At 44.2% G+C, this 25553-nt stretch carries 26 protein-coding genes; 12 read left to right on the top strand and 14 right to left on the bottom strand.

Annotated elements, in window-relative coordinates:
- Window positions 1–38 precede the first annotated feature (38 nt).
- The 9 genes from DFP77_RS11135 (at window position 39) to DFP77_RS11095 (ending at window position 9569) form a co-directional block, all read left to right on the top strand.
- Window positions 39–341 (top strand): urease subunit gamma, encoded by a 303-nt coding sequence (locus DFP77_RS11135; RefSeq protein WP_114412363.1) that lies wholly within the window; start codon window positions 39–41, stop codon window positions 339–341.
- Between the two features lie 61 nt (window positions 342–402).
- Window positions 403–720: an urease subunit beta gene (locus DFP77_RS11130; protein WP_114412362.1), complete on the top strand. Its 318-nt coding sequence runs from the start codon at window positions 403–405 to the stop codon at window positions 718–720.
- On the top strand, window positions 720–2426 hold the full coding sequence (gene ureC / locus DFP77_RS11125) for an urease subunit alpha (RefSeq protein ID WP_114412361.1): 1707 nt from the start codon (window positions 720–722) through the stop codon (window positions 2424–2426). Before DFP77_RS11130 ends, ureC begins: the two co-directional genes overlap by 1 nt.
- Before the next feature lie 23 nt (window positions 2427–2449).
- A complete protein-coding gene (locus DFP77_RS11120) occupies window positions 2450–2893 on the top strand; it encodes an urease accessory protein UreE (RefSeq protein ID WP_114412360.1) in 444 nt (147 codons plus the stop codon).
- Window positions 2874–3566 carry an urease accessory protein UreF gene (locus tag DFP77_RS11115; RefSeq protein ID WP_114412359.1) on the top strand — a complete coding sequence of 231 codons (693 nt, stop codon included), beginning with the start codon at window positions 2874–2876 and terminating at the stop codon, window positions 3564–3566. Before DFP77_RS11120 ends, DFP77_RS11115 begins: the two co-directional genes overlap by 20 nt.
- 220 nt (window positions 3567–3786) lie before the next feature.
- The gene (gene ureG / locus DFP77_RS11110) at window positions 3787–4428 is read left to right on the top strand and encodes an urease accessory protein UreG (RefSeq protein WP_114412358.1); all 642 of its coding nucleotides are present in this window, start codon (window positions 3787–3789) and stop codon (window positions 4426–4428) included.
- Window positions 4429–4498: 70 nt separating this feature from the next.
- Complete coding sequence (locus DFP77_RS11105; protein ID WP_114412357.1) at window positions 4499–5098, top strand: HupE/UreJ family protein; 600 nt, start codon at window positions 4499–4501, stop codon at window positions 5096–5098.
- Window positions 5099–5155: 57 nt separating this feature from the next.
- The gene (locus tag DFP77_RS11100; protein WP_114412356.1) at window positions 5156–8656 is read left to right on the top strand and encodes a hybrid sensor histidine kinase/response regulator; all 3501 of its coding nucleotides are present in this window, start codon (window positions 5156–5158) and stop codon (window positions 8654–8656) included.
- Window positions 8643–9569 carry a response regulator transcription factor gene (locus DFP77_RS11095; protein WP_181858536.1) on the top strand — a complete coding sequence of 309 codons (927 nt, stop codon included), beginning with the start codon at window positions 8643–8645 and terminating at the stop codon, window positions 9567–9569. Before DFP77_RS11100 ends, DFP77_RS11095 begins: the two co-directional genes overlap by 14 nt.
- Before the next feature lie 44 nt (window positions 9570–9613).
- Here the strand turns inward: DFP77_RS11095 and DFP77_RS11090 are convergent, their stop codons facing one another.
- Entirely contained in the window at window positions 9614–10459 is an 846-nt protein-coding gene (locus DFP77_RS11090; protein ID WP_114412355.1) for a class II glutamine amidotransferase, read from the bottom strand.
- 301 nt (window positions 10460–10760) lie between these two features.
- Between DFP77_RS11090 and ssuE the strand changes: the two genes are divergently transcribed.
- The gene (ssuE, locus tag DFP77_RS11085; RefSeq protein WP_114412354.1) at window positions 10761–11345 is read left to right on the top strand and encodes an NADPH-dependent FMN reductase; all 585 of its coding nucleotides are present in this window, start codon (window positions 10761–10763) and stop codon (window positions 11343–11345) included.
- Window positions 11346–11355: 10 nt separating this feature from the next.
- The gene (locus DFP77_RS11080; protein ID WP_114412353.1) at window positions 11356–12228 is read left to right on the top strand and encodes a TauD/TfdA dioxygenase family protein; all 873 of its coding nucleotides are present in this window, start codon (window positions 11356–11358) and stop codon (window positions 12226–12228) included.
- Window positions 12229–12326: 98 nt separating this feature from the next.
- Here DFP77_RS11080 and DFP77_RS11075 read toward each other — a convergent pair whose 3' ends face one another.
- The 13 genes from DFP77_RS11075 to DFP77_RS11015 form a co-directional block, all read right to left on the bottom strand.
- Window positions 12327–13097: an ABC transporter ATP-binding protein gene (locus DFP77_RS11075; RefSeq protein WP_114412352.1), complete on the bottom strand. Its 771-nt coding sequence runs from the start codon at window positions 13095–13097 to the stop codon at window positions 12327–12329.
- Window positions 13098–13106: 9 nt separating this feature from the next.
- Window positions 13107–14072 carry an ABC transporter substrate-binding protein gene (locus DFP77_RS11070; RefSeq protein ID WP_114412351.1) on the bottom strand — a complete coding sequence of 322 codons (966 nt, stop codon included), beginning with the start codon at window positions 14070–14072 and terminating at the stop codon, window positions 13107–13109.
- Window positions 14073–14164: 92 nt separating this feature from the next.
- Window positions 14165–14995, bottom strand: a complete 831-nt coding sequence (locus DFP77_RS11065; protein ID WP_114412350.1) for an ABC transporter permease — start codon at window positions 14993–14995, stop codon at window positions 14165–14167.
- Window positions 14996–15012: 17 nt separating this feature from the next.
- Window positions 15013–16365 carry an LLM class flavin-dependent oxidoreductase gene (locus tag DFP77_RS11060; protein ID WP_114412349.1) on the bottom strand — a complete coding sequence of 451 codons (1353 nt, stop codon included), beginning with the start codon at window positions 16363–16365 and terminating at the stop codon, window positions 15013–15015.
- A 139-nt stretch (window positions 16366–16504) separates the two neighbouring features.
- Window positions 16505–17644, bottom strand: a complete 1140-nt coding sequence (locus DFP77_RS11055; protein ID WP_114412348.1) for a sigma-54 interaction domain-containing protein — start codon at window positions 17642–17644, stop codon at window positions 16505–16507.
- Between the two features lie 66 nt (window positions 17645–17710).
- On the bottom strand, window positions 17711–18346 hold the full coding sequence (locus tag DFP77_RS11050; protein ID WP_114412347.1) for a peroxiredoxin: 636 nt from the start codon (window positions 18344–18346) through the stop codon (window positions 17711–17713).
- A gap of 13 nt (window positions 18347–18359) precedes the next feature.
- Window positions 18360–19040 (bottom strand): RBBP9/YdeN family alpha/beta hydrolase, encoded by a 681-nt coding sequence (locus DFP77_RS11045; protein ID WP_114412346.1) that lies wholly within the window; start codon window positions 19038–19040, stop codon window positions 18360–18362.
- A gap of 34 nt (window positions 19041–19074) precedes the next feature.
- Complete coding sequence (locus DFP77_RS11040) at window positions 19075–19299, bottom strand: TOBE domain-containing protein (protein WP_114412345.1); 225 nt, start codon at window positions 19297–19299, stop codon at window positions 19075–19077.
- Window positions 19300–19691: 392 nt separating this feature from the next.
- Window positions 19692–20618 (bottom strand): CysB family HTH-type transcriptional regulator, encoded by a 927-nt coding sequence (locus DFP77_RS11035; protein ID WP_114412344.1) that lies wholly within the window; start codon window positions 20616–20618, stop codon window positions 19692–19694.
- Window positions 20619–20624: 6 nt separating this feature from the next.
- Window positions 20625–21722 carry a sulfate/molybdate ABC transporter ATP-binding protein gene (locus tag DFP77_RS11030; RefSeq protein ID WP_114412343.1) on the bottom strand — a complete coding sequence of 366 codons (1098 nt, stop codon included), beginning with the start codon at window positions 21720–21722 and terminating at the stop codon, window positions 20625–20627.
- A 10-nt stretch (window positions 21723–21732) separates the two neighbouring features.
- Window positions 21733–22611 carry a sulfate ABC transporter permease subunit CysW gene (cysW, locus tag DFP77_RS11025; protein WP_114412342.1) on the bottom strand — a complete coding sequence of 293 codons (879 nt, stop codon included), beginning with the start codon at window positions 22609–22611 and terminating at the stop codon, window positions 21733–21735.
- Complete coding sequence (cysT, locus tag DFP77_RS11020; protein WP_114412341.1) at window positions 22612–23451, bottom strand: sulfate ABC transporter permease subunit CysT; 840 nt, start codon at window positions 23449–23451, stop codon at window positions 22612–22614. It abuts the gene before it with no gap.
- Window positions 23452–23607: 156 nt separating this feature from the next.
- Window positions 23608–24621 (bottom strand): sulfate ABC transporter substrate-binding protein, encoded by a 1014-nt coding sequence (locus tag DFP77_RS11015; RefSeq protein WP_114412340.1) that lies wholly within the window; start codon window positions 24619–24621, stop codon window positions 23608–23610.
- Between the two features lie 167 nt (window positions 24622–24788).
- Between DFP77_RS11015 and DFP77_RS11010 the strand changes: the two genes are divergently transcribed.
- Window positions 24789–25226 (top strand): GNAT family N-acetyltransferase, encoded by a 438-nt coding sequence (locus DFP77_RS11010; protein ID WP_181858535.1) that lies wholly within the window; start codon window positions 24789–24791, stop codon window positions 25224–25226.
- Window positions 25227–25553: the final 327 nt, after the last annotated feature.

The following is a 25553-nucleotide window of genomic DNA, read 5'->3' as shown; positions in this document are numbered from 1 at the left end:
ACGAAAACAATCATAAAGATAAGTAACGGAGCATAAAAATGGAACTCCTCCCAAGAGAAAAAGACAAGCTGTTGGTATTTACCGCTGCCTTACTAGCCGAACGACGTTTGAATCGCGGCCTTAAATTGAATTACCCCGAATCCATGGCGTACATCACTATGGAAATTATCGAAGGTGCTCGCGATGGTAAAACCGTGGCGGAATTAATGGCCTATGGCAAAACTTTATTGAGTGCGGAACAAGTAATGGACGGCGTGGTTGAGTTGATCCATGAAGTGCAGGTGGAAGCGACGTTCCCAGATGGGACCAAGCTAGTTACCGTTCACAATCCAATTAATTAATGACTACTCGTTACGTCATTAAACGTGTGTGTCAGGTTCTTTTTTTTAAAAGGAAAACATCATGATTCCAGGTGAAATACAGGTAGCCGCTGGCGATATTGAGCTCAATGTGGGCCGTAAAACGGTGAAAATTCGCGTCGAAAATACCGGTGATCGCCCTGTACAAATTGGCTCCCATTATCATTTTTTTGAAGTGAATCCCGCTTTGTCTTTTGATCGTGCAGTGACTAAGGGCTTTCGCTTGAATATTGCTTCTGGTACCGCAGTGCGATTTGAACCCGGCCAAGGCCGTGAAGTAGAGCTGGTCGAATACGCTGGCACGAAAACTATTTATGGTTTTCGTGGTGAAGTCATGGGCAAATTGGTAGGAGCAGAATAATGGCGACGATGGACAGACAAAGTTACGCGCAGATGTTCGGTCCGACCACTGGTGACCGTGTGCGTTTAGGCGATACCGATATTTGGATTCAGGTGGAAAAAGATTTCACCGTGTATGGCGACGAAGTGAAATTCGGCGGCGGCAAGGTCATCCGAGACGGCATGGGACAAAGCCAAGTGACCAATGATATTGCCGTAGATTTGGTGATTACCAATGCCTTGGTGCTGGATCATTGGGGGATTGTGAAAGGCGATGTTGGCATCAAAGACGGTCGCATTTTTAAAGTCGGTAAAGCCGGCAACCCAGACGTGCAAGATAACGTCGATATTGTGGTTGGGCCGGGAACGGAAGTCATCGCTGGTGAAGGCTCTATTTTGACTGCCGGTGGCATTGATGCACACATTCATTTTATTTGTCCGCAACAAATTGAAGAAGCCTTAACCTCTGGCGTCACCACCATGATTGGCGGCGGCACAGGGCCTGCAACGGGAACTAAAGCAACGACTTGTACGCCTGGGCCTTGGTATCTTGGCAAGATGTTACAAGCCACCGACAGTCTGCCGATGAACTTGGGCTTTTTGGGCAAAGGCAACGCCAGTTTGCCAGAAGCTTTAGAAGAGCAACTGGAAGCAGGTGCTTGTGGACTGAAACTGCACGAAGATTGGGGCACCACGCCAGCGTCGATTGATTGCTGTTTGAGTGTCGCTGAAGCCTACGACGTGCAAGTGGCGATTCACACTGACACCTTGAACGAATCTGGCTTCGTCGACAGCACCATTGATGCCTTTAAAGATCGAGTGATTCACACTTATCACACCGAAGGCGCAGGTGGTGGTCATGCCCCTGATATTATTCAAGCCTGTTCCAATCCGAATGTCTTGCCATCCTCAACTAATCCAACGCGCCCTTATACTCACAACACGGTCGATGAGCATTTAGACATGCTGATGGTGTGTCACCATCTGGACAGCAATATTGCAGAAGATGTGGCGTTTGCAGATTCACGTATTCGCAAAGAAACCATTGCCGCGGAAGACATTCTTCATGACCGTGGTGCCTTCAGCATGATTTCGTCTGATTCTCAAGCTATGGGACGAGTAGGCGAAGTGGTGACTCGTACATGGCAAACCGCCCACAAAATGAAGCAGCAGTTTGGTTTGTTGGCAGAAGATCAAGAATTGGGCGCGGATAACTTTCGGGCTCGTCGCTATATTGCCAAGTACACCATCAACCCTGCCATTGCTCATGGTATTAGCCATGAAGTCGGATCGATTGAGCCGGGAAAAATGGCGGATTTAGTCTTATGGAAGCCAGCCTTTTTTGCTGTAAAACCTTCGATGATTATTAAAGGCGGCATGATTGCCAGCGCGCCAATGGGTGACCCAAATGCCTCAATTCCGACGCCACAGCCGGTGCATTATCGCCCTATGTTTGGTTCATTCGGTAAAGCGGCAGCAGCAACGTCTGTGACCTTTGTTTCTCAGGCGGCGTTGAATAATGGCTTGAAAGAATCACTCGGTTTGGACCGTACCTTGGTGGCCTGTAAAAACACTCGCAATATTTCCAAGCTCGATATGATTCACAACGATTGGTTGCCGAACATTACCGTTGATCCGCAAACCTATGAAGTGCGAGCGGATGGGGAATTATTAACCTGTGAGCCAGCTGAAGTATTGCCCTTGGCTCAGCTTTATACTCTCTTTTAGGGGCGTTTTTTTAGGAACAGCATATGCTAGATATTTACGAAAGGTTAGGCACCCATTGTCACGATCCAGTCCACACCACAGTGACGCTAACCCATGAACAGCGTGATCGTGGTAGATTGAAACTTATAGGTGACAATGACGAAGAGGTTCGAGTTTTTCTTGAGCGTGGTAAGCCGCTGTTAGTCGGTGAATTTTTAAAGTCCGAATGCGGCAGGATAGTTCAAGTGACTGGCGCAGTAGAAGACGTCGCTCATGCTAGCTGTGAAGATTGGGAAGCCTTCTCCAAAGCCTGCTACCACTTGGGCAATCGTCACACCAAAATTCAAATTGGCGAACGCTGGCTACGCATCAAACCTGACCACGTTTTAGAAGACATGTTGCACATGCTTGGCTTGATCGTTACCCATGAAGAGGGCGTTTTTGTCCCAGAATCTGGAGCTTATAGTCATGGGCACAGTCACCACTAACATTGATACCACTGATATTAGCTTGCTGCGGCTTTTGCAGTTAAGCAGCGTCGGTTTGCCTGTGGGCGGCTTTGCTTTTTCTCAAAGCATGGAATACGCCATTGATCAAGGCTGGGTAAAAAACAAAGCTGAGGTGTCTGACTGGATTAGCTTGCAGTTGCAACAGTCGGTAGCACGTGTGGATTTACCTGTGCTGCGGTTATGTATGGATGCCGCTAAGCGGCAAGACACAGAAAGATTATTTGAACTGAATGATTTAGTACTGGCCTGCCGAGAAACCAAAGAGCTGCGACTGAATGATACTGCGATGGGTGAAGCCTTGTTTCGTCTAATGGGCAGCCTGCAAATAGACACTCCGTTTAAGCGTTTAGACGAGATGAGCTTTGTCACCTTATTTGCTATTGCAGCCAATTATTGGGGGGTGAAAATAGATCTTGCTTCACTCGGTTTTGCTTGGTCTTGGTTGGAGAACCAAATTGCCGCCGCTACCAAGCTGGTTCCCCTTGGGCAAACCCAAGCACAAGAATTGTTAGGAGAATTACAGACAGACATTCGACACGCCATTGCCATGTCATTAACCATTGAAGAAGACCGTGTTGGCGCAGGCCTACCGGCCATTGCCATAGCCAGTGCTCAGCATGAAACACAATACTCACGGCTATTTCGGTCTTAGGTGTATTTTATTTTGTAGGCCTGATGAGGGAGGTACGACCGTAATCAGGCGTTGTATGGTGTGCCTTGCGCTTTAACCACCTCTAAACGCCGGATTACATCTTCGTCCCTCGATTCATCCGGCCTACGTGTTTGGTTCATGTATGTATTTTGGTTTTGTAGTTTTGCGAGTGGAAATAACAACCATAAGATTTCGAATTTATTTTTAAAAGGAACCTAGTATGAAAAAACAAACCTTACGAATTGGTGTGGGTGGTCCAGTAGGATCAGGTAAAACCGCGTTGCTGCGTTCTTTATGTAGCGCGATGCGTGACTATTACAACATTGCCGTGGTGACCAATGATATTTATACCCAAGAAGATGCGAAGTTCTTAACCCAGCATGAAGCCTTGGATGCGGACCGTATCTTGGGAGTGGAGACAGGTGGTTGTCCGCACACGGCGATTCGTGAAGATGCATCAATGAACTTGGCGGCGATTGATCAATTGCTAGAGCGTCATGGCGAATTGGATGTGGTGTTTGTGGAAAGTGGTGGCGACAACTTGAGTGCGACCTTTAGCCCAGAGTTATCCGATTTTACCATTTATGTTATTGACGTTTCTGCAGGTGACAAGATTCCTCGTAAAGGCGGTCCTGGTATTACGAAATCGGATTTGTTGATTATTAATAAAACTGATTTAGCGCCTTTGGTTGGTGCGTCTTTGGATGTGATGGCGCACGACGCCAAGACTCAACGAGGTGATCGTCCGTTTATCTTTTCGAATCTCAAAAAAGCCCAAGGCTTGGATGAGATTATTCAGATCATTGTGTCTGAAGGGATGTTGGAAGCAAAAGAAATACCTGCAGCGAAAGCTGTCGTTTAAATGGCTACTGTGCTCGTAACGTCGTTGGGAAGTATTAAGTTCAGGTTTACGAAATATTAGGAGAAAAATTATGAATGCGTTGAAAGAAAGAGCATTGAAAACAAAAGGTTTGTTGGTAGCGGCTTCAGTATTGGCTTCTGGTTCCGTGTTTGCTCATCCGGGGCATGAACAAGCTTCTAGCTTTATGACGGGATTTGCTCACCCAATGGGCGGTTTGGATCATCTTTTGGCCATGGTGGCGATTGGTCTTTGGGCGGCGAGCATCGGTGGCCGCGCTTTGTGGGCGATCCCTGCGGCGTTTGTCGTGACTATGTTGTTGGGTGGTGGCTTAGCCGTGGCCGGTTTGAACGTACCATTCGTTGAGCAAGGAATTCTATTGTCCGTTATCGTTTTGGGTGTCTTGGTATTGTTTGCTAAACGTTTGCCAACCTTAGTTTGTGCTGCGATTGCTGGTGGTTTTGCGTTATTCCACGGTGCCGCTCACGGTATGGAAATGCCTTTGAATGCCAATGGTCTGCAATATGCGTTGGGCTTTGCTTTGGCTACGGCTGGCTTACATGCGGTTGGTCTGGGTTTTGGTCAGCTGATGACGAAAATTGGTACGCCTTTAGCGACGCGCATTAGTGGCTCTGCTATTGCGCTAGCGGGTTTGGTACTTGCTTTTGCCTAACTCATTTTTGTCTCCTAAGCTAAAAAGCGTCATTTTATCGTCTAAGCACGAGATTCTATGACGGCGGCACAAAAGATCTTTAAAGTGCGACGCCACTACAATAAGTGGGTCGCCGATCAAACCATGGAAGATTACGCTCTACGCTACACTTCTCGGCATGACAACGGCTCCAAGCAGGGCCATGCGATGAGTATTGAGCGTGTTGGTCATACTGCGCTCGGTGCTACCGCGTTTTTGGCTCTGGAGGGATTGGCTGCGGTTATTACTCTGGCGTATGGTTTTACCAACGCGGTGGCAGCTATTCTCACTGTGTTGGCGGTGTTTTTCGTCACGGGTTTCCCCATTGCTTATTATTCCGCTAAGCATGGTTTGGACATAGATTTATTGACCCGAGGCGCTGGTTTTGGCTATCTCGGATCGACCATTACTTCTCTGATTTACGCGACCTTCACCTTTATATTTTTTGCCATTGAGGCGGCTATTTTGGCCTCTGCAATGGAGGTTCTATTAGGCATTCCTTTGGCTTTGGGTTATGCGCTCTCGGCCATATTTGTTATTCCCATTGTAACACACGGTATTCGTGCTATTAGTCGCTTTCAAAACGGTACCCAGTGGATTTGGTTGGTGTTACAAGTAGCGGCGATTGGCGTAGTGGTGACGCAGGAATACCAAAACTTCGAAGGCTGGACACAATATGCACCAGCTGATTTGCCGCAAAGCACGCACTTTGACTGGGTTCTGTTTGGCGCAGCAGCGTCTGTCTTGTTTGCCTTAATGGCGCAGATTGGCGAGCAAGTCGACTACTTACGTTTTTTTCCCATTAAAACCAAGCAAAACCGCCGACGCTGGTGGTTTTGGCTGGTATTAGCGGGCCCGGGTTGGGTATTTATTGGTGCCATCAAAATGCTATTGGGTTCGTTTTTGGCTTATTTGGCGATTTCCGATGGCGCTTCAGCGATACAAGCCACCGATCCAACCTATTTGTATCAGCGCATCTTTTTCTTTTTAACCACATCGCCTACCACCGCTTTGCTTTTGGCGGCGGTGTTTGTGTTTATCTGCCAGATGAAAATCAATTTAACCAACGCCTATGCGGGTTCTATTGCTTGGTCGAATTTTTTCTCACGCTTAACTCACTCTCACCCCGGTCGTGTTGTCTGGTTGGTATTCAACGTAACTATTGCATTATTGCTGATGGAATTGGGGATTTATCAGGCTTTGAGCGCTATTTTAGGCGTGTTTGCCATCGCTGCGGTGAGTTGGTTAGGTAGCTTGTCAGCGGATTTATTAATCAACAAACCGTTGGGTTTAAGCCCTAATTATGTCGAGTTTAAACGCGCGCATTTATACGACATTAACCCTGTCGGAACGGGCTCGATGTTGATTGCGACCACGTTAGGTTTAGTGAGTTATTTAGGTGTCTTTGGTGAAGTGGCGAAAAGCTTGTGTCACTTTATATCCTTAGGTTCGTGTTTTGTGTTTGTGCCGCTGATTGCGTGGCTCACCAAGGGTAAATATTACCTAGCGCGCCAAAGCCCTGAATTGATTCCGATGATTGAGCTGGCAAAACAACACAGCCCTAAGTATGTCACTCTGACTTGTGGGATTTGTGAGAATGCGTTCGAAACGGAAGACATGAGTTTTTGCTCTGCCTACATGCAGCCGATTTGTTCTTTGTGTTGCTCCTTAGATGTACGCTGTTTAGATAGCTGTAAACCACAGGCAAGCATTGGGCAGCAGAGTGACTATTTCTTAAAGCTTTTTTTACCTAAGAGACTCGTTAAGGCGCTGAGCTCTCGCTTTGGTCGTTTTGCCTCTTTGTTGCTAATAATCAATATTATCAATGCCGCACTGATGATGTTGATTTATACGCAAATGGCACCGACATCGCTGAATGAAGAAGTCTTGTTAAAAGAGACTATGTTGGCACTGTTCTTTACTCTGTTGATCGTTTCTGGCGTCTTATCATGGTTGTTTGTTCTCGCTCATGAAAGTCGTGTGGTGGCGCAGAAGGAGTCTAATAGGCAAACGAGAAAATTGATTCGTGAAGTTGATGCTCACCAAGAAACCGACCGTGCCTTGCAAGGGGCAAAAGAACAAGCCGAGCGTGCAAATGAAGCGAAAAGTCGTTATCTCACCGGGATTAGTCATGAGTTACGCACACCGCTGCAGTCTATTATTGGCTATGCACAGCTCTTATCTGAGAAGGCCAATACGCCTTCTGGGCACCAGAATGGCTTGGATATTATTCATCGCAGTGGTCTGTATTTGGCAGATTTGATCGAAGGTTTATTGGATATTTCCAAGATCGAAGCAGGGCGTTTTGATCTATATCGCAATACGGTGGATTTACCGAAATTAATCGATCAGCTAAACAGCATGTTTGCTATGCAGGCGCGTGACAAAGGCATTCAATTGCAGTCAAAAATTCTCGCACCATTGCCACAACATGTCATAACGGATGAAAAGCGTTTGCGGCAAATTTTGATCAATCTGTTGTCAAATGCCGTGAAATACACGCCAAAAGGTTCGGTATTGTTCGAAGTTAATTATCGTAATCAAGTGGCCGAGTTTGTTATCCGAGATACGGGTGTAGGCATTAAAGAAGGCCATTTAAAGCGCATATTTGATCCATTCGAGCGAGTACGTGACATCAGTACTGGCAATTTACCTGGCACAGGCTTGGGCTTGACCATAGTGAAACTGCTAACGGACATTATGGGTGGTGATTTGCAGGCGCATTCAGTGGTGGGTGAAGGCAGTGAATTTCGCGTTAGCTTGATGCTACCTTGGGTGAGCCAAGGAGATGCTTCTGCTTATGAATACAAACGCATCGTAAGTTACCGTGGCTATCAGCGTACTCTGATGGTAGTGGAAGATGATCCTGTGGTACGTGGTTTGCTATCTGATATTCTCGTCCCGTTGGGTTTTAATGTATTAGAAGCCTCCGACGCTGAAGCTTGCTTGGATGAGCTGGATTCCTGCTCGCCAGATTTATTCGTATTAGATGTCTCCATGCCCGGTATGAATGGGTTGAGTTTAGCTAAGTTGCTACGTGACCGAGCTTACAGTACGCCAATTATTATGTTGTCGGCTGATGCCAAAGAGAACCAACGTAAGCCAGATGAGCAAGCAGCGTTTAATCAATATTTGGTTAAGCCTGTGAACAATAGTGATTTGTTGGATGCCATTAAAAACTGGCTAGTGCTGGAGTGGGTGTATCAAGAAACGGAAGTTGATGTGGTGGCACCTGTTGTTGAAAGGGGTACAGACCACTGTGAAGAAAATATACTGGAAGCGTTAGATCTGCAGACAGTTGCTATACCAGACCATGAAAGTGTCCGCGAGCTGATGGCATTTGCTGAAATGGGGTACAAAAAAGGCGTCGGCGGTTTGCTGAATCAGCTGGCTAAAACAGATGTCATTGACCCGAGCCATTTACAGCAACTGGAGAGCTTGTACAAAAGTTTTCAGTTTGATGCGATTGTGCTTTATATACAGAAATATTCACGCGTCACTAGCGACGTAAATGAGAAGCCTAATTATGAATCCGAGTAATAAAAGTGACATTGTTTTAGTGGTCGACGACTCGCCAGATGCGTTGAGCCTAATTCATGACACCTTGGAAGCGGCTAATATGGATGTGCTTGTCGCACTTGAAGGAAAACAAGCCTTAACCATTGCCCGACGGATTCGTCCTGACATTATTTTGCTGGATGCCATGATGCCAAATATGGATGGTTTTGAAACTTGCAGAGCTTTAAAAGCTGAGCAAAGCTTGGCATCGATTCCGGTTATTTTTATGACGGGGTTGAGCGACACTGATGACATTGTGCGTGGCTTAGAAGCCGGCGGCGTGGATTATCTCACCAAGCCAATTCAACCCAATGAACTGATTGCTCGCATGCGTGTGCATTTGTCGAATGCGCGTTTGAGTAACAACGCGCAATCGGCCCTTGATAGCATGGGGCAATATTTAATGACAACCAATTACGCCGGTGAAATTACTTGGGCCACACCGCAAACGTACGCGTTACTTGCGAAAGCACGGGCCAATAGTGAGTGGCAAAGCACACAATTGGCGTTGCAAATACGCCTTTGGTTGGCTCATCAGCCCCCTTTGCCTGTTGGAAAGTTGGGAAATGTCTTGAAACTCAGTGGTTTGGACTATCCTCTGGCGCTGAAAATGATGGGCGTCACCGAGCAAAAAGAAGTGCTTTTAAGGCTGGAAGACGGCGATAAACTCTCAGGGCCAGCATTACTAAAGCAGGCACTGGATTTGACTGATAGAGAATCGGAAGTATTGCACTGGATTGCCAATGGCAAAACCAACCGCGAAATCGCGGAAATTCTCGAAATGAGCCCGCGCACGGTTAATAAACACCTCGAGCAAATCTTCCCCAAGCTCGGTGTCGAAAACCGCACTTCCGCTGCTGGTGTAGCATTGCGGGTTTTATCCGCAGAGCGCTGAGATAAGCATGGTAAGGGTGAGGTTTTCCTGAAGAAAGTAATAAATCAGGAAATAATAACTTGGCTTGATTGCCAAGCCACTCCCCAATCAAAGGGCGCTTTAGTAAATAGAGTATTTATTTTGGATTCATAGGCTAAGTGCCCATTTTCAAAAGCACGAATTTCCCCGCGTCCCATGGGGTACCAAGCTTCTCCTTTAGTTAAGGGCTTGGTTGCAATAACTATCATGGTTTCCTTTTTATCATTAAGTTCCGAAAGGTCAATAGAAAGTTGAGTATCTAACAATTCAAGGCGACCGTAAGGGAAGGCTCGTTGCGTCCAATAAAGCTCGGTCGTGCAATGGGCTAAAAGAATGGTTCCATTACTCAGAAGAAAATTGAACGTACCATGTTGGCTGATCTCTTTGCTAAGCATTTTAATATATTCAGCTAATATGCCAATTGCAGGCTTATGCTCAAAACGTGATTTTAGGCAATTAAATAAATAACAAAAAGCACGCTCACTGTCTGTTTGACCAAATGTTTTATAAATCGATTGATTTTCTGGATGGTAGTTTTTTAAGTCACCATTATGCGCAAACGCCCATGTTTCCCCCCACAATTCACGTACAAAAGGGTGGGTATTTTCTGGTGATATGTGACCTTCTGTGGCTTTGCGAATATGAGCTATTACTGTGGTTGCCTTAGGCTTTGTCTCTAAAAGGTAACTTGCTCGTTGGCAATTATAGGCGGCTGATTGATGCGTTTGTATATCGGCTTTACCTCGACTAAATAAGGCAAGTCCCCAGCCATCTTTGTGTTCTCCTGTCTTACCGCCTCGCTGAAAAAAGCCTCTTAATGAGAAATCCGCAGATACAGGCGATGAGCTAGTGAGGGCAAATAACTGGCACATAAAACCTCCTAAAAATTAAATAGAGTAAGAGTGGAATACACTAGATGAATCTTGGGAGTTTTTTAACCAATATTATCGTATAAGCTATTCGTAATTAATAATGAACGGGTAAAGGTAGCACTGCTTAAATATCACCACTATGCTGGAAATTATTATTTATTAGATGGTTAAAAAACAAATTAACATTATAAGTTTTTGATTTTAAAGAATTAATTTTTTTGGCACAAAGACTGCAATAACATGACTTAGTTCTTAGTTGAATGATATTTATAACGTATTTTATGAGGAATTAGGTCTTATTATGAGTAAAAAAATTGTATTGCTGCTAGGGAGCCCAAACAGCAAATCCCGTTCGACAGCTTTAGCACATGAAGTCGTGCAACACCTGACATCTGCGCATTATAGTGTAGAACAAATATCCATTGATGATATCAGTGAAAAAGCGTTATTGAGAGCAGACTTTAAAGATAAAAGCATACAAGACTTGACTCGTAAGATTGTTGAGGCTGATGGAATCATTACCGCCACGCCAGTTTACAAGGCATCTATATCTGCCTTTTTGAAATCCTTAATTGATGTGCTTCCAGAAAATGCTTTGAAGGGAAAAACAGTATTATCAGTAGCGTCTGGTGGGAGTGCAGCTCATCTTCTCGCTGTCGATAACGCTCTACATCCCATCATATCTAGCCTTAAGGCAGAACGATTTATCCCCACTGTTTACGCCACGGATAGCGAGATCCAAAAACGCGAAGATGGTAGTTACCATATTGAGTCCGTAGAACTAAAAACACGACTCAAGCAAGCGGCGACAGCAATTGAACAGTCTTTTAGCTCTGGGTTGAGCGCGGCATCTGAAACCTACCATTTCCGTTTGGCATTATTATAAGGAGTTAATCATGAATAATTCAGCACTACAAATAAGCCCTCACTTTAAATTTTTAGCGACAGGAAGTGCCTTAGGCGCTGTGGTGAATGGCATTGATTTGAGACTGCCGCTAAGTTCAAGTCAGTTTAAAACATTAAGCCAGATTTGGAATGAGCATCATATTTTGATTTTTAAAGGTCAGAATCTAACAGATGAACAGTTATTTAACTTTGCTACTTATTTTGGTGATGTTTTTCATCCGCCATTAGACGTTCCTGTTTTAGCTTCTAATACGCAAGGTGTTGCACCTGCCGTTGTTCCTGTTTCAAATCAGGCTGGTGGTTACACAGGGTCTGGTGAATTATCTCCACACATAGATCATCAATGGACACCGCGTCCTTCTAAAGCATCGTTTTTATATGCATTACAAGTTCCCAGTATTGGCGGCGATACCTCTTGGTACAATTTAAATCGTGCTTGGGAAACGCTTGATGAGGAAACCAAAGAGCGTATCAGCAAGTTAACTTTGATTACTTATAATCCGTTTTTACGTCAAGGTGAGCCTGTGCGTCCTCGTTACCGAGATCCTGCCAATCCGCCTAAAGGTTTGTCTTTTGCCCATCCAGTTGTGACGACCCATCCTGAGAGCGGAAAAAAGATTTTGTACATTAGTAAAGATACTGAAGTTGAGATACCTGAGCTATCGTTGGAAGAAGGTCGTATTTTAATTGAAAAACTGCGTGCCCATACTTTTAAGGATGAATATCGTTATGAGCATCAGTGGCAAGTTGGCGACATTGTTCTTTGGGATAATCGTTCAACGGCACATTCTCGTACCGCCTTTCCAGAAACCGAAGTTCGCGACTTACATCGTGTGAGCCTAGCTGGACAACGACCATTATAAATTATGATCAAACTTCTTTGATCATAATAGAAAAAATCCCCTCACATGATCTTACTATGTGAAGGGATTTTTCTATATAACCAATAAGTTATTTCACGCTAATGCAATCCGAACTCTGTCATAAGTTTTTGTCTAATGGCGACAAAATCTTGGTGAGATCTATCTCTAGGTCTTGGTAGATCGATGTCCAAAAGTCTTGGAGACGTACCATTTAATTTAGACATGACAAGTACTTGGTCTGCCAAATAAATCGCTTCTTCTAGATCATGGGTCACTAGAATCATGGTGACATTTTGTTCTTGCCAGATACGCGTTAATTCTTCTTGCATACTGATTTTGCTCATAGCATCCAAAGCGCCTAAGGGTTCATCCAGTAACAAAATTTCAGGTTGCACTGCTAAGGCCCTTGCAATACCAACTCGTTGCGCCATACCTCCTGACAATTGTTTTGGCCAAGCTTGTTCAAACTGCGATAGTCGAACCAGTTTGAGCATTTTTTTTGCTGAGGCTCTTGCTGTTTCTTTTGGTGTCCCTTGAACTTCTAGGCCAAAGCTGACGTTATCGAGTACTGAGAGCCAAGGTAACAACCTTGGCTCCTGAAAAATGACCGCTCGTTCACGGCTTAATCCCTGCACCTCTTTACTATCGATAGTGACATCACCACTGTCAGGGTTTTCTAAGCCTGCGAGTACACGTAATAAGGTTGTTTTTCCACAACCGCTTGGCCCAACTATGGCAAGAACTTTTCCACCTTCTAGAGTGATATTTAGTTTTTTTAAGACGTCTAATCGTTCACCATTTAACTGAAAAGACTTACTTAAGTTACGAACCGACACGGTTCCGCGTTCTGTTTTTGTTAAAGTGGTCATCGCACAGCCTCAAATTTTCAGTAAGATATCGTCAACATTTAGTTGGCCTTTACGCAAACTGCCTTCACGCACTAATACATCAATCCAAAATTGAAGATCTCTTGGCACCGCTAAACCACCAGCACGCACACCGTACCCCGCAAAGTACTGTGCGATTTCAGGGTTCTCTCCACGTTCTTGGAGTATTTTTGCCAATACTTTTTTGACTTCTTCTGGGTTTTCACGGGCATAATCGAGCGCACGCGCGGATTGTTGTACAAATTGTTTTGCGGCTATTGGATGCTTTTTCACAAAGTCCTTACGTAGCACGGTAAAGCCTCCGGCTATGTCACCCAATATATCGGTATCGCCAAATACAGTACGAATACCACCTTTTGATTGAGCGGCGCCCGCAAAGGTTGTTTGCCAATAACCGAAAGCTGCAATATCTACCTGACCAGAGCGTAGTACTTGCTCTAGCTGTGGACCTGGAACCACGACAAGATTTGCTGAGTTTTGCGGTAAACCTAGCGAATGTAGTGCTTCTCTCACCGTATAATCTAAATGGGCGCCTAAAGTATTTACGGCAATGGTTTTGCCCTTGATATCTTTGAGTTCTTTGATTGGGCTGGATTCTAATACGGCAAATAGAGATTGTGTGGTGCTGTCGATACCGTTAGTTGGGTAAGCGGCGATAAATTGATTTCCACTGGCGATGGCGTTGATTACTGCAGATGTCGCTGCAGAACCGACGTCAACACTGCCAGAAGCCAGTGCAAACAATGACTCTGGCCCACCACCTGCGTAACCTACTTCTTTAATTTCTACCTCAGTGTTTTTAAAGTACCCCAATTCACTCGCCAGTTCGTGTGCAGATACACCACCATGGCTGGTTAAAACGCGAAGGGTAACCTTTTCTTCAGCAACTGCGTAACTAGGTAGTGCCGTTAATGTGGCTAAAGTAAGACCAAAAAGAGAGGAGACTAATTTTTTCATTTTAATGCCTATAAAAAAGTAGGTGAATTTTATGTATGTTTAATCGCGTGTTAATTTTTTGAGCTAGCCCTGAAGTCTGTCTTTTATCCTAGTTATGCACTCCAGCGACATAATCTACGTTGTAATTTGACAAGTATCAGATTGGCTAAAATTCCCCAGAAGGCGAGCAGAAAAATAGCGGCATACATCATTGGAATTTGAAAATTATATTGTGCGTTCATAACTTGAAAGCCCATACCTTTATTGGCTCCAATCATTTCCGCTGCAATTAAAAGTAGCAGTGCGGTGGTCGCTGAAATACGTAACCCAACGAAAATGGATGGAATGGATGCAGGCAGTACCACTCGACGAAATATCGTCAGGGGAGAGGCACCATAGGTGCGAGCCATTTCGAGCAGCTTAGCGTCAACTTCCTTGACTCCCCCTATTGTTGCTAGCAGTACTGGAAACAATGCAGCCCAGAAAATAACGAAGACTTTAGAAGCTTCCCCCAATCCCAGCAGAAGAATGAAAATGGGATAAAGCGCCAAGGCCGAAGTCTGTCTGAATAATTGCAGAATAGGATCCAGCGCACGTTCCAATGGGCGAATTCTACCCATAATGAGCCCTAAGGGGATTCCAATTCCTGCTGATGCGAGAAAAGCAATGCCTGCTCTTTGGAGACTGATGGCGATGTCATCCAACAGTGCTCCAGAGGTAATCCCAAGCCACAATGCAGACAGAATTCTGTCAAGTGGCGGAATGACAGCTGAATTTATCCAGCCTTGGGTGCTGGCGATTTGCCAGCTAGAAAAGAACACAATCAGCAGTCCATAAACGGCCAAAAAGTTTAGGATACGATGACGCCAGAGACCATTTTGAGCGGCTAACGTTCCTGTCTTATACCACCGTAATCGTACGGTATTTTTTATTGCAGTAGACATGGTAATTTCCTCCTGAATCAAGCTTCTTGCTCAGCTTTTGATTTGATTCGAGTATGGCTATTAACAGGAAAAGGTAGCCCCAAATTCTCTCTTAATGTACTGGACTCATAGGCGGTGCGAAACAAGCCTCGCTTTTGTAATTCAGGGATCACCAGGTCCACAAAGTCCTCAAGCCCCGTTGGCAGATAAGGTGGCAAAATATTAAATCCATCAGCCGCATCATTTTCAAACCACTCTTGTAGTTTGTCTGCGACCTGCTCAGCTGTTCCGACAATGGTGTAGTGGCCACGAGCGGTGGCAACCCATTGATAAAGTTCACGGATGGTGAAGTTGTGCTCATCGGCAATTTGACGCAGTAAGGCTTGGCGCGACTTCATGCCTTCAGTGAGAGGCGCTTCTGGTAACGGGCCATCAAGGTCGTAGTTACTTAAATCTAGCGTTCCTCCTGTTAGTCCATTTAATAGAGAGATACCGTCTGACTCTAGAATCAAGGAGGTCAGTTGTTGGTATTTTTCCTGAGCTTCCTGTTCAGTACGACCGATAAATGGAGCGACACCTGGCATAACCAAAATATGATCTGGGTTTCTTCCTAATGCTTTTGCACGGCTTTTAATGTCTCGATAAAATTCTTGTGCGGTAGAAAGATGCTGCTGAGCAGTAAAAATGACTTCGGCTGTTTCAGCCGCTAAAGCTCGTCCATCATCGGATTGTCCTGCCTGGACAATAACGGGATGGCCTTGTGGGGAGCGAGGAATATTAAGCGGTCCTTTCACTTTAAAATGCTCGCCCTGATGTTCGGTTAAATGTACTTTTTGTGAGTCATAAAACACACCAGATTCTTTGTCACGAATAAAGGCATCGTCTTCGAAGCTTTCCCACAGTTTTTTCACCACGGAGACATGTTCTTTTGCCCGTTCATATCGGAAGGCATGGGGGTGTTGTTGCTCTAAGTTAAAATTATGTGCGGCCGCTTCTGTTGCAGTTGTTACTACATTCCAGCCTGCTCTTCCTGCTGAGATTAGGTCCAACGAAGCAAACTTTCTGGCTAAGTTGTATGGTTCCTCATAAGTGGTAGAAGCCGTCGCAATAAAGCCAAGGTGTGTTGTAAGCGGCGCCAGCGCAGAGAAAAGAGTTACAGGCTCAAATCCTGCCACTTTTGCAAAACCGCCTTCCGTAACGCCACCAAGAGACACCGCTAAACCATCAGCCAAAAAATACGCATCAAACAGGCCTCTTTCCGCTGTTAATGCTAGTTGTTTGTGAAACTCAAAACTGGTTGCGCCATCAGCAGGCTGATCAGGATGTCTCCATGATGCAATATGCTGACCGCCACCTGGTAAGAATGCGCCTAATTTTATTTTCTTTGTCATAACTAACTCCTTTCTTGATAATGTTTGATGAAAAGAGAATAGCGGTTTTTTTATTGTCTGATAAATAACAAATTATGGAATGCTTATTTTTTTAAGAGAGATAGAGTTATTATATTTTTTATAAATAGATCGATATTTTTTAGGAAATAAAACCATATTTCTTTAATTTATAACGAATGACATTTCTCGTTAAGCCAAGAAATTCACCTGTTCGGATTTGATTGTAGTGGCAATGCTCATAAGCAAATTTTACTAGTTGTTTTTCTATCTGGTTAAGTGATATTTTATTTCCAGAACTGACTTCGTTTTTTATGAATTCTAAAAGAAGATCATTATTTTCGGTTTTATGTTTTTTTTCGTTTGATATGTTTTTGGGTAAGGTAGGAGTTGTTTCGCTCACTTCTTCATAATGAAAAAAATCAGGCAAATTAAGATCATTTTCTTCTATGGTATTTTTGTTCATGACCAGTAATGCCCGATGAATGACATTCTCAAGTTCTCTTATATTGCCTGGCCAAGAATAATGCAGTAGTTTTTCACGGCTATGATTCGACAGTAAAGGCTTAGGCATGCCGAGTTGCTTTGCATAGCGATCAATGAAATGACTAACCAGCGGTAAAATATCACCTTGGCGTTTGCATAGAGGAAGCAGCTCAACGGGCGCAACATTTAATCGGTAAAAAAGATCTTTTCTAAAACGACCATTTTCAACCGCTCTATGTAATGCAACGTTCGTTGCGGCAATAATACGGACATCAATATGAATAGAGTCACGGCTTCCCACTCGGACAATTTCTTGTTCCTGTAGGACACGTAAGAGTTTAACTTGGTCAGCTAATGGTAAGTCACCAATTTCATCGAGAAATAATGTGCCATGATTGGCTGCTTCAAACCAACCTTTTTTTTGGCTTGTAGCGCCGGTAAACGCGCCTTTTTCATGTCCAAATAATTCACTGTCTATTAATGATTCAGCAATGGCACCACAGTTAATAGCCACGAATGGCTTGTCAGCGCGGTTGCTTAGGCGATGTATTTCCCGTGCGACCAATTCTTTACCAGTTCCTGTTTCTCCACGAATCAGGACGGTGGCATTACTTGGCGCTATCCGTTCAATAAACCGGCATAACTGGCGCGATGATTTGTCTTGAAAAACCAGTGCTGAGGCACGAATGCTTGTTTTATAGGCCAATACATTGCTGAACGTAATAACACTGCTACTGTACTGTTCTGAATGATGAAGACCTCTGTCCAAAGATGTGTTGTAGTCTGTATTATCCATACTTGTTTACCTATAATTGCAAAAAAAAGACCTCCTAAGAGGCCAAAATGAATAATAAGAAGGAAGTCATCCTTTCACCTTGGTCAGACGAAGGTATGGTTTCACGGCACGGTAACCTTGAGGGAAGCGTTGTTTCAATTCATCTTCGTCTTGTAATGAAGGTAAAATCACTACATCGTCACCCTTCTGCCAATTCCCCGGTGTAGCCACTTTTTCGTTGTCGGTTAGTTGTAACGAATCCAGTACTCGAAGCACTTCGTTGAAGTTACGTCCAGTACTCGCGGGATAGGTAATAATTAAACGTACCTTCTTTTGAGGATCGATAATGAACAAGGAACGAACCGTTGTCGTGGCATTAGCGTTCGGATGAATCATGTCATAAAGCTCAGATACTTTACGATCTTCGTCCGCCAAGATCGGAAAATTTACTTTGGTATTTTGGGTTTCATCAATGTCACTAATCCAACGTAAATGTGACGCTATTGAATCAACTGATAGGGCAATAGCTTTAGTGTTGCGTTTAGCAAATTCGTCTTTCAATTTTGCCGTTAACCCCAGTTCCGTTGTGCATACGGGGGTGAAGTCTGCTGGGTGAGAAAATAGAATTCCCCATTGATTCCCTAGCCACTCATGAAATTGGATTCGACCTTCGGTTGAGTCTTGCTCAAAATCGGGGGCGGTGTCGTTTAATCTTATGGTCATTTTTTGCTCCTTGTTAGTGGTTGTATTGTTGATACTTATGCATACAAAAGATGTGGCTGATTAAGTGTAAAAGCGGGGATACAACAGATTTTGATTTATGCGCTGCAATCACTTCTGCTGGATGCCACGATCTTTTTTTCTCTACATTTATACGCAAAGAGTCGGTTATTAACTTAATCAATGGCCAAGGACCAAATCCGGACTCTACGTTTATGTGTCCTGCATTACCTGCGTCGTGAAAAATTAAATCCCAACGCTTTGACCAAGCATAGGCATGTTGAAGCTCCATCCAAGGGTCATCACGACTGCCGATAAGAATGCCTGTTGTCTTTAGTGAGTGATCTGGTAAGTGTCCAGCGATACTAGGCAGATCTGTAAAGTCTGGTTGACGAGCTCCGAATACACTAAATCGCTGAGGGTCAGCAGGCGCGACTAATATAACGCCTGCGACTTTCTCTGGTCTCTTGGCAATGGCCATGGCACTTGCTAAGCAGCCAAAGCTATGAGCAACGATTACGGTTTTATGAATGCTAGCATTCAGTTCATGCACAATGGCATCAGCCCACTTGTGAATGATAGGTTGTTCCCAATCAATACCTGAAACGCGTTTGGCACTTGGAATTTGTTGCTCTAGCCATGTTTGCCAGTGGTCTTTGTCGCTACCGTGATAACCTGGGACGATTAATGTATTCATTAGCGTATATCCTTCTGAACTCTTATTGCTTTTGTTATGCCGGAACAAAACTTGCTAGAGCAACTTCGGTTGACTTGAATAAAGCAATGACAGGGCTGCCTGGTTTTAAACTGAGATTGTCAATTGAAGTCGTCGAAACGATAGAAGTGATTAGGCCATTACCAATATCCACTTCTACTTCAGACACCACATCACCGCGTTTAATTTGAGTGACAGTACCTTGAAATTGATTGCGAGCGTTAATTGCTTTGATTGTCATAGAAAACTCCTTTTTTGCGAGTCAATGCTCTGCATTATGTATAGATATGGTTTTATCATTTTTGCTGACGCTAAATTAATGATATTCACGCTTTTTTGATTGCATAATGTTTTATGCGATGCGCTTCAAAAACAACATAAATGATTACGGTATATCGTATTCATAACGTCGTTGCTGTGTATGTCGCTGGCGTATAGTTAATGTAGCAATAGTTGTAATGAAGCCAAACTAAGAAAAAATGCAATGCTTATCAGTATTTTTTATTTGAGAGAGGGAGAAGGTAATTGATCTATAAAATATAAGGTGGTTAGCGAATATAGTATTTTGATTATTACTGCCAAACTACTCTATATCGAAGCATTCGATTTAGAGTAGTTTTAGTGAAATAAATATTATTCTGGTTTTATTTCTTTATTTATAACATCAGCGGTTAAGTTGTTGGCACATAAATGGATAAAGTCGTAGGCGTATTGGCGTAAATAATGTCCTCGGCGTAAGCCGATTTTACTCCAGCTGGGGTCGAATAAATGTTGTGACGGTAAGATAACCAGATCTGTGTCACGTTTTTCATCGTAGGCGACGGACGCAATAATTCCCACGCCCATGCCCAATTCCACATACGATTTGATGACGTCCGCATCCAAGGCCGACATGTCGATATTCGGTTTTTCTCCCGCATTCCGAAAGGCTTTTTCGATATTGGCTCGGCCAGTGAATCCATCGTGATAGGTCACTATCGGATAGGCGTTGATGGCTTTTAATGTCAGCGGTTGAGGATGCTGATTCAATGGGTGATCCTTGGGCACGACGACGGTGTGCGTCCATTGATAATAAGGGAAGCTTGCCAATTCGGCGATGTCACCCAGTGTCTCTGTGGCAATGCCAATGTCGGCTTCGCCAGCGAGTAGCAGCTTGGCAATTTCACTTGGACTACCTTGATGTAACTTCAAATGGACTTTTGGGTACCTTTGTTTGAACAAGGTGATTACTGCTGGCAGGATGTATCGCGCCTGAGTGTGAGTAGTGGCGATGGTGAGTTCGCCACTGTCGTTGTCGCGATAGTGGTCGGCTAGGTTTTTGATGTTGTTTGCATCCAACAAAATCCGCTCGGCAATTTTGATTAATTCTTTGCCCGGCTCGGTGAGTCCGAGCAGCCGTTTGCCTTTTCTAACAAACAGTTCAACCCCTAGCTCGTCTTCTAAATCTTTGATGTGTTTAGACACACCGGACTGCGACGTGAAAAGGTGGTTAGCCGCCTCCGTCAGATTGAAATCCTGTCTGACGGTTTCTCGCAAAATACGCAATTGCTGAAAGTTCACCGGTTATTATCCTTCTTTTTCGCTGGGTTGTAGGGCTACTGCTTCTCGAGGAAAAAGCGCTAAGGTGGATGGCACCAGCTTGATTTCCTGTCCGACGAGTAATGATTGAGCTTCTCGTTGTTGTTGAGACAAATGTACCTCGTAATGTTGCCCCGAATTTTCATTGAGGCCGTCTAGCTCTACCTTGGTTTCGATACCAAAGGATAATATACGGCTTATTCGTGCGGACACGCCTTCGTGATGGCTATTATCGACGATTTTTAATTCATGGGGTCTGGCAAAGGCAAACACCTCTTTGGCATGACCGTAAGACTCATTATGGTGACGTAATTGTTCACTGCCAACCTTTAAATACTCTTGTTCTGCGCGGCCATGAAACACGTTAACTGAACCTAAGAAGCTGTAGACAAACGGCGTTTGAGGGTGATTATAAACTGCTTCTGGTGTGCCGACTTGTTCTACTTTGCCGTGATCCATTAATACTACTCGGTCGGCGACTTCTAGTGCTTCTTCTTGATCGTGCGTGACAAAAATAGAGGTGATATGCAGCTCGTCATGGAGTTTGCGCAACCAACGGCGTAGCTCTTTTCGTACTTTTGCATCTAAGGCGCCAAAGGGTTCATCCAGTAACAAAACACGTGGTTCGACCGCTAAAGCTCTGGCCAAGGCGATACGCTGACGCTGGCCGCCAGAGAGTTGTGCAGGAAATCGATCTGCCAACCAATCTAATTGCACAAGCTGCAATAAGCTGAATACTTTTTCTCTGATTTTTGACTCAGATGGACGTTGTGCTTTGGGTTTCATTCTCAAACCAAAAGCAACATTGTCGAAAATTGTCATGTGCTTGAATAGGGCGTAATGCTGAAAAACAAAGCCGACCTGACGATCTCTAACATGCGTGTTTGAGGCGTTTTCGCCATCTAAAATAATGTCACCATGATCGGCCTGCTCTAATCCGGCAATGATTCGTAACAACGTGGTTTTTCCGCAGCCCGATGGGCCAAGTAGCGCCACTAGTTCCCCTGATGGAAAATCCAGTGATATATTGTCAAGAGCGGTAAACTCGCCAAATTGCTTGTGTATGTTTTTTACGTTAATGCTCATATATCACCTATTATGCGTTCGATTTCTTGCTTATTTTATGTTCGACATAGCTTTTGATGACCAAGGTCAGTAGGGCCAATAAAGCCAATAAAGACGCCACAGCAAAGGCTGCCGAGAAGTTGTACTCGTTGTAAAGAATTTCCACATGCAAGGGCAGGGTGTTGGTTTCGCCACGAATATGACCAGACACAACCGATACCGCGCCGAACTCGCCCATGGCTCTGGCGTTACAGAGAATCACGCCATACAAAAGGCCCCATTTGATATTCGGTAAGGTCACGTACCAAAAGGTTTGCCAGCCTTTTGCACCCAGTACAATGGACGCTTCTTCTTCCTCTTTGCCTTGTGCTTGCATGAGTGGGATCAGTTCCCGTGCGACAAATGGAAAGGTCACAAAAATGGTCGCTAGAACAATACCTGGTAAGGCAAAAATCACTTTAATGTCGTTGGCGACTAACCATTCGCCAAACCAGCCATGAACACCAAATACCAGTACCAAACTTAAGCCAACAATGACTGGCGAGATGGAAAAAGGCAGATCAATAAAGGTGATTAAAATCTGTTTACCTTTGAACTCAAATTTTGTGATGGCCCATGCGGCAGCAACACCAAAAATCAGATTTAGCGGCACAGATATCAGCGCGGCGGTTAGTGTTAGAGCAATAGCGGACAGGGCATCGGCATCGGTAAACGCGAGCCAATAGGTTTCTAATCCTTTGCGTAAGGCTTCGGTGAAGACAGCAATTAATGGCAATAACAAAAACAGCGCAAAGAAACTTAATGAGATTCCTAAGAGTAAATATTTTACCCAGTTGGGCTCTCGTGTTGCGGTATTTTTCTCAAAGCGAGTTGTTTGTGACGCGTTAGTTTGTATAGCAAGTGTGCTCATTTAGGCGTTCCTTCCTGTCAGCTTAGCTGCCCATGACTGCAATAGGTTAATCAGTAGCAATAAAATGAATGAGACGATCAACATGACGGAAGCGATGGCCGTCGCGCCTGTGTAGTCGTATTGTTCTAGTTTGCTGATGATCATTAACGGTGTGATTTCAGATACCATGGGGATATTACCGGCAATAAAAATAACCGAGCCGTATTCGCCCACCGCACGGGCAAAAGCTAGGGCAAAGCCCGTCATGATGGCGGGTAGCAAAACAGGTAAAACCACATAACGACAAGCTTGCCAACGACTCGCGCCTAGACTTGTAGCGGCTTCTTCCAGTTCGGTATCAATTTCTTCCAACACGGGTTGTACGGTTCGCACCACAAAAGGCAGGCCGATAAACACCAACGCAATCAAAATACCAATAGGCGTAAAAGCCACCTTAATGCCAAAATACCCTTCGATGATTTGCCCAAGCCAACCGTTTTGTGCGTATAAAGCGGTTAAGGCGATACCAGCAACTGCGGTAGGTAAAGCGAAAGGTAAATCAATTAATGCATCAACAATTTTTTTCCCAGGAAAAGAATAGCGAACCAAGCACCAAGCTAGTAGAACACCAAAGATTGCATTAATACCCGCCGCGAGCAATGAGGCTCCAAATGACAACTGATAAGAGGCCATGACGCGTGGAGAGGTGACCACTTGCCAATACTCAGACAGACTTAGTTGGCTAGTGAAAACAAAAACAGCACTGATGGGTACCAGCACAATTAACGATAAATAGATTAGAGTGTAACCCAGAGATAACCCAAATCCGGGTAACACCGAAAATTGACGAAGCGTGTTCATTACTGACTCCAGAATATCGAAAGTCTGTAGTGTATGGACAGGGCTTATGCAGAAGAACTAAGAATAAATGGGAAGCTTATGAGGAAAAATGATATAAGAAGGCGAGTAAAAAACCGAGCGCAGTAGAAATGCACTCGGTTTATTTGGTGTAATGCTTTATTTAACCGTATAGATTTGGTCGAATTCTCCACCATCACTAAAATGCGTTTCCTGTGCGTGCTGCCAGTTGCCGAATTTTTCTTTAATGGTAAACGTTCTAACGTTTGGAAAACGTGCTACATCTGCAGGGTCAGCAAGTGCTGGCAGTACAGGTCTATAATAGTGTTTTGCCGCTAAGCGTTGACCTTCTGGTGAATATAAATAAGCTAGATAAGCTTCAGCCACGTCTGTTGTACCGTGCTTTTCAGCGATTTTATCCACCACGGTAACGGGCGGTTCCGCCAAAATAGACACAGAAGGCACGACAATTTCAAATTGGTCTGGGCCTAGTTCATTAATGGCAAGAAAGGCTTCATTTTCCCATGCTAGCAAGACATCGCCTATGCCGCGTTGGACAAAGGTATTGGTGGCGCCTCGGGCACCGCTGTCCAATACAGGGACATTGTTAAACAGCTGCTTAATATAGTCTTTGGCTTTTTCTTTGCTGCCGTATTTTTCTTCTGCATAACCCCAAGCCGCTAAATAATTCCAACGAGCCCCGCCAGAGGATTTCGGGTTCGGTGTGATGACTTGGATGTCAGGTTTGACTAGATCGTCCCAGTCTTTGATGTTTTTAGGATTGCCTTTTCGAACCAAGAAAACAATGGTCGATGTATAAGGCGCGCTGTTGTTGGGGAGTTTTTCCTCCCAATTTGAATCTATGTTGCCAGTTTTTTCGGCAATCGCGTCGATGTCGTAGGCCAAGGCTAACGTCACTACATCGGCTTGCAAACCATCAATCACCGCACGGGCTTGTTTGCCTGCGCCACCATGGGATTGTTTGATCGTGACGTCGTCACCAGTGCGCAGCTTCCAATAGTCGATAAACAGCGGGTTAAGCGCCTGATAAAGCTCCCGTGTTGGGTCATAAGATACATTGAGCAAGGTGATGTCTTTTGCTATGAGTTGTTGGCTAGTCACGGCAGCACTAATAATAAAAGGCAATAAACTGAGTCGCTTTTTAAAGGTCATTTTCTGTTTTCCTTGGTGAAATGGGGTTGGCCTGAGGTGTTAAAGACAAGGAAAGGTTAAGTAAACACTTGTGCGAACAAAACCAATTTAAAATGGATTGTTTATACGAAAAAATGCTAAATGATAACTTCGCCACAGCTCTAGCTAACGTTAAAGGAGTCCGCATTATGTCCATTGAACAATCCACTGAACTGGCTATTACATACAAGGTAAATCAGGCTATTACGGCGGCTCAGTTTATTGAGCTGCTGTCGAAAACCACACTCGGTGCGCGTCGTCCTATTGATAATATAGAGACAGTGAATGCGATGTTAGCAAATGCCAACTTGTTGATTACGGCATGGCAGGGTGAAGCTTTGGTGGGGGTGTCTCGCTCGGTGACGGATTTTGCTTTTTGCTGTTATTTATCGGACTTGGCGGTAGATGAAACCGTACAGGCATCAGGGATTGGTAAAACCTTGGTACGAATGACAAAAGAAGCCTTACAGCCAAAGTGTTCTTTGATCCTTTTGTCTGCTCCTCAGGCGGTAGATTATTATCCTAAAATTGGTTTTACCCAGCATAACAGTGCGTGGGTTTTGACGGATATCCAGTCTTTGAAATAAGTAAAAAAGGGGGGCAGATTCGGTGGTTACATAAAGAATGATAGATATGCTTTATGTAATCTTTTTTTATATTTTTATGACAGTTTATTGCAAATTGTCATGAATTTACGTCAAAAGGCTTGAACGAGACAAGAATGTTCATGATGTCTTTGAAGCATTGTTTCGCGCCAAATTTCTTCTTATCATGACCACATCTTGAAGGCAGCTAGATCTTAGATTTTTCTATTTACTCCATGTAATGACAGTTTTCAACGCTTTTGAATTTTCGCGAGTTTGATAAGACTTTATCCGCTCGACAACGAATCTGTTCTCTATGCTATTTTGTGT

Origin of the sequence: Marinomonas foliarum, from assembly GCF_003337275.1 — a bacterium.
Classification (GTDB): Bacteria; Pseudomonadota; Gammaproteobacteria; order Pseudomonadales; family Marinomonadaceae; genus Marinomonas; species Marinomonas foliarum.
The sequence above is the reverse complement of the archived record's forward strand: the minus strand, read 5'-3'. Positions and strand labels throughout refer to the sequence as shown.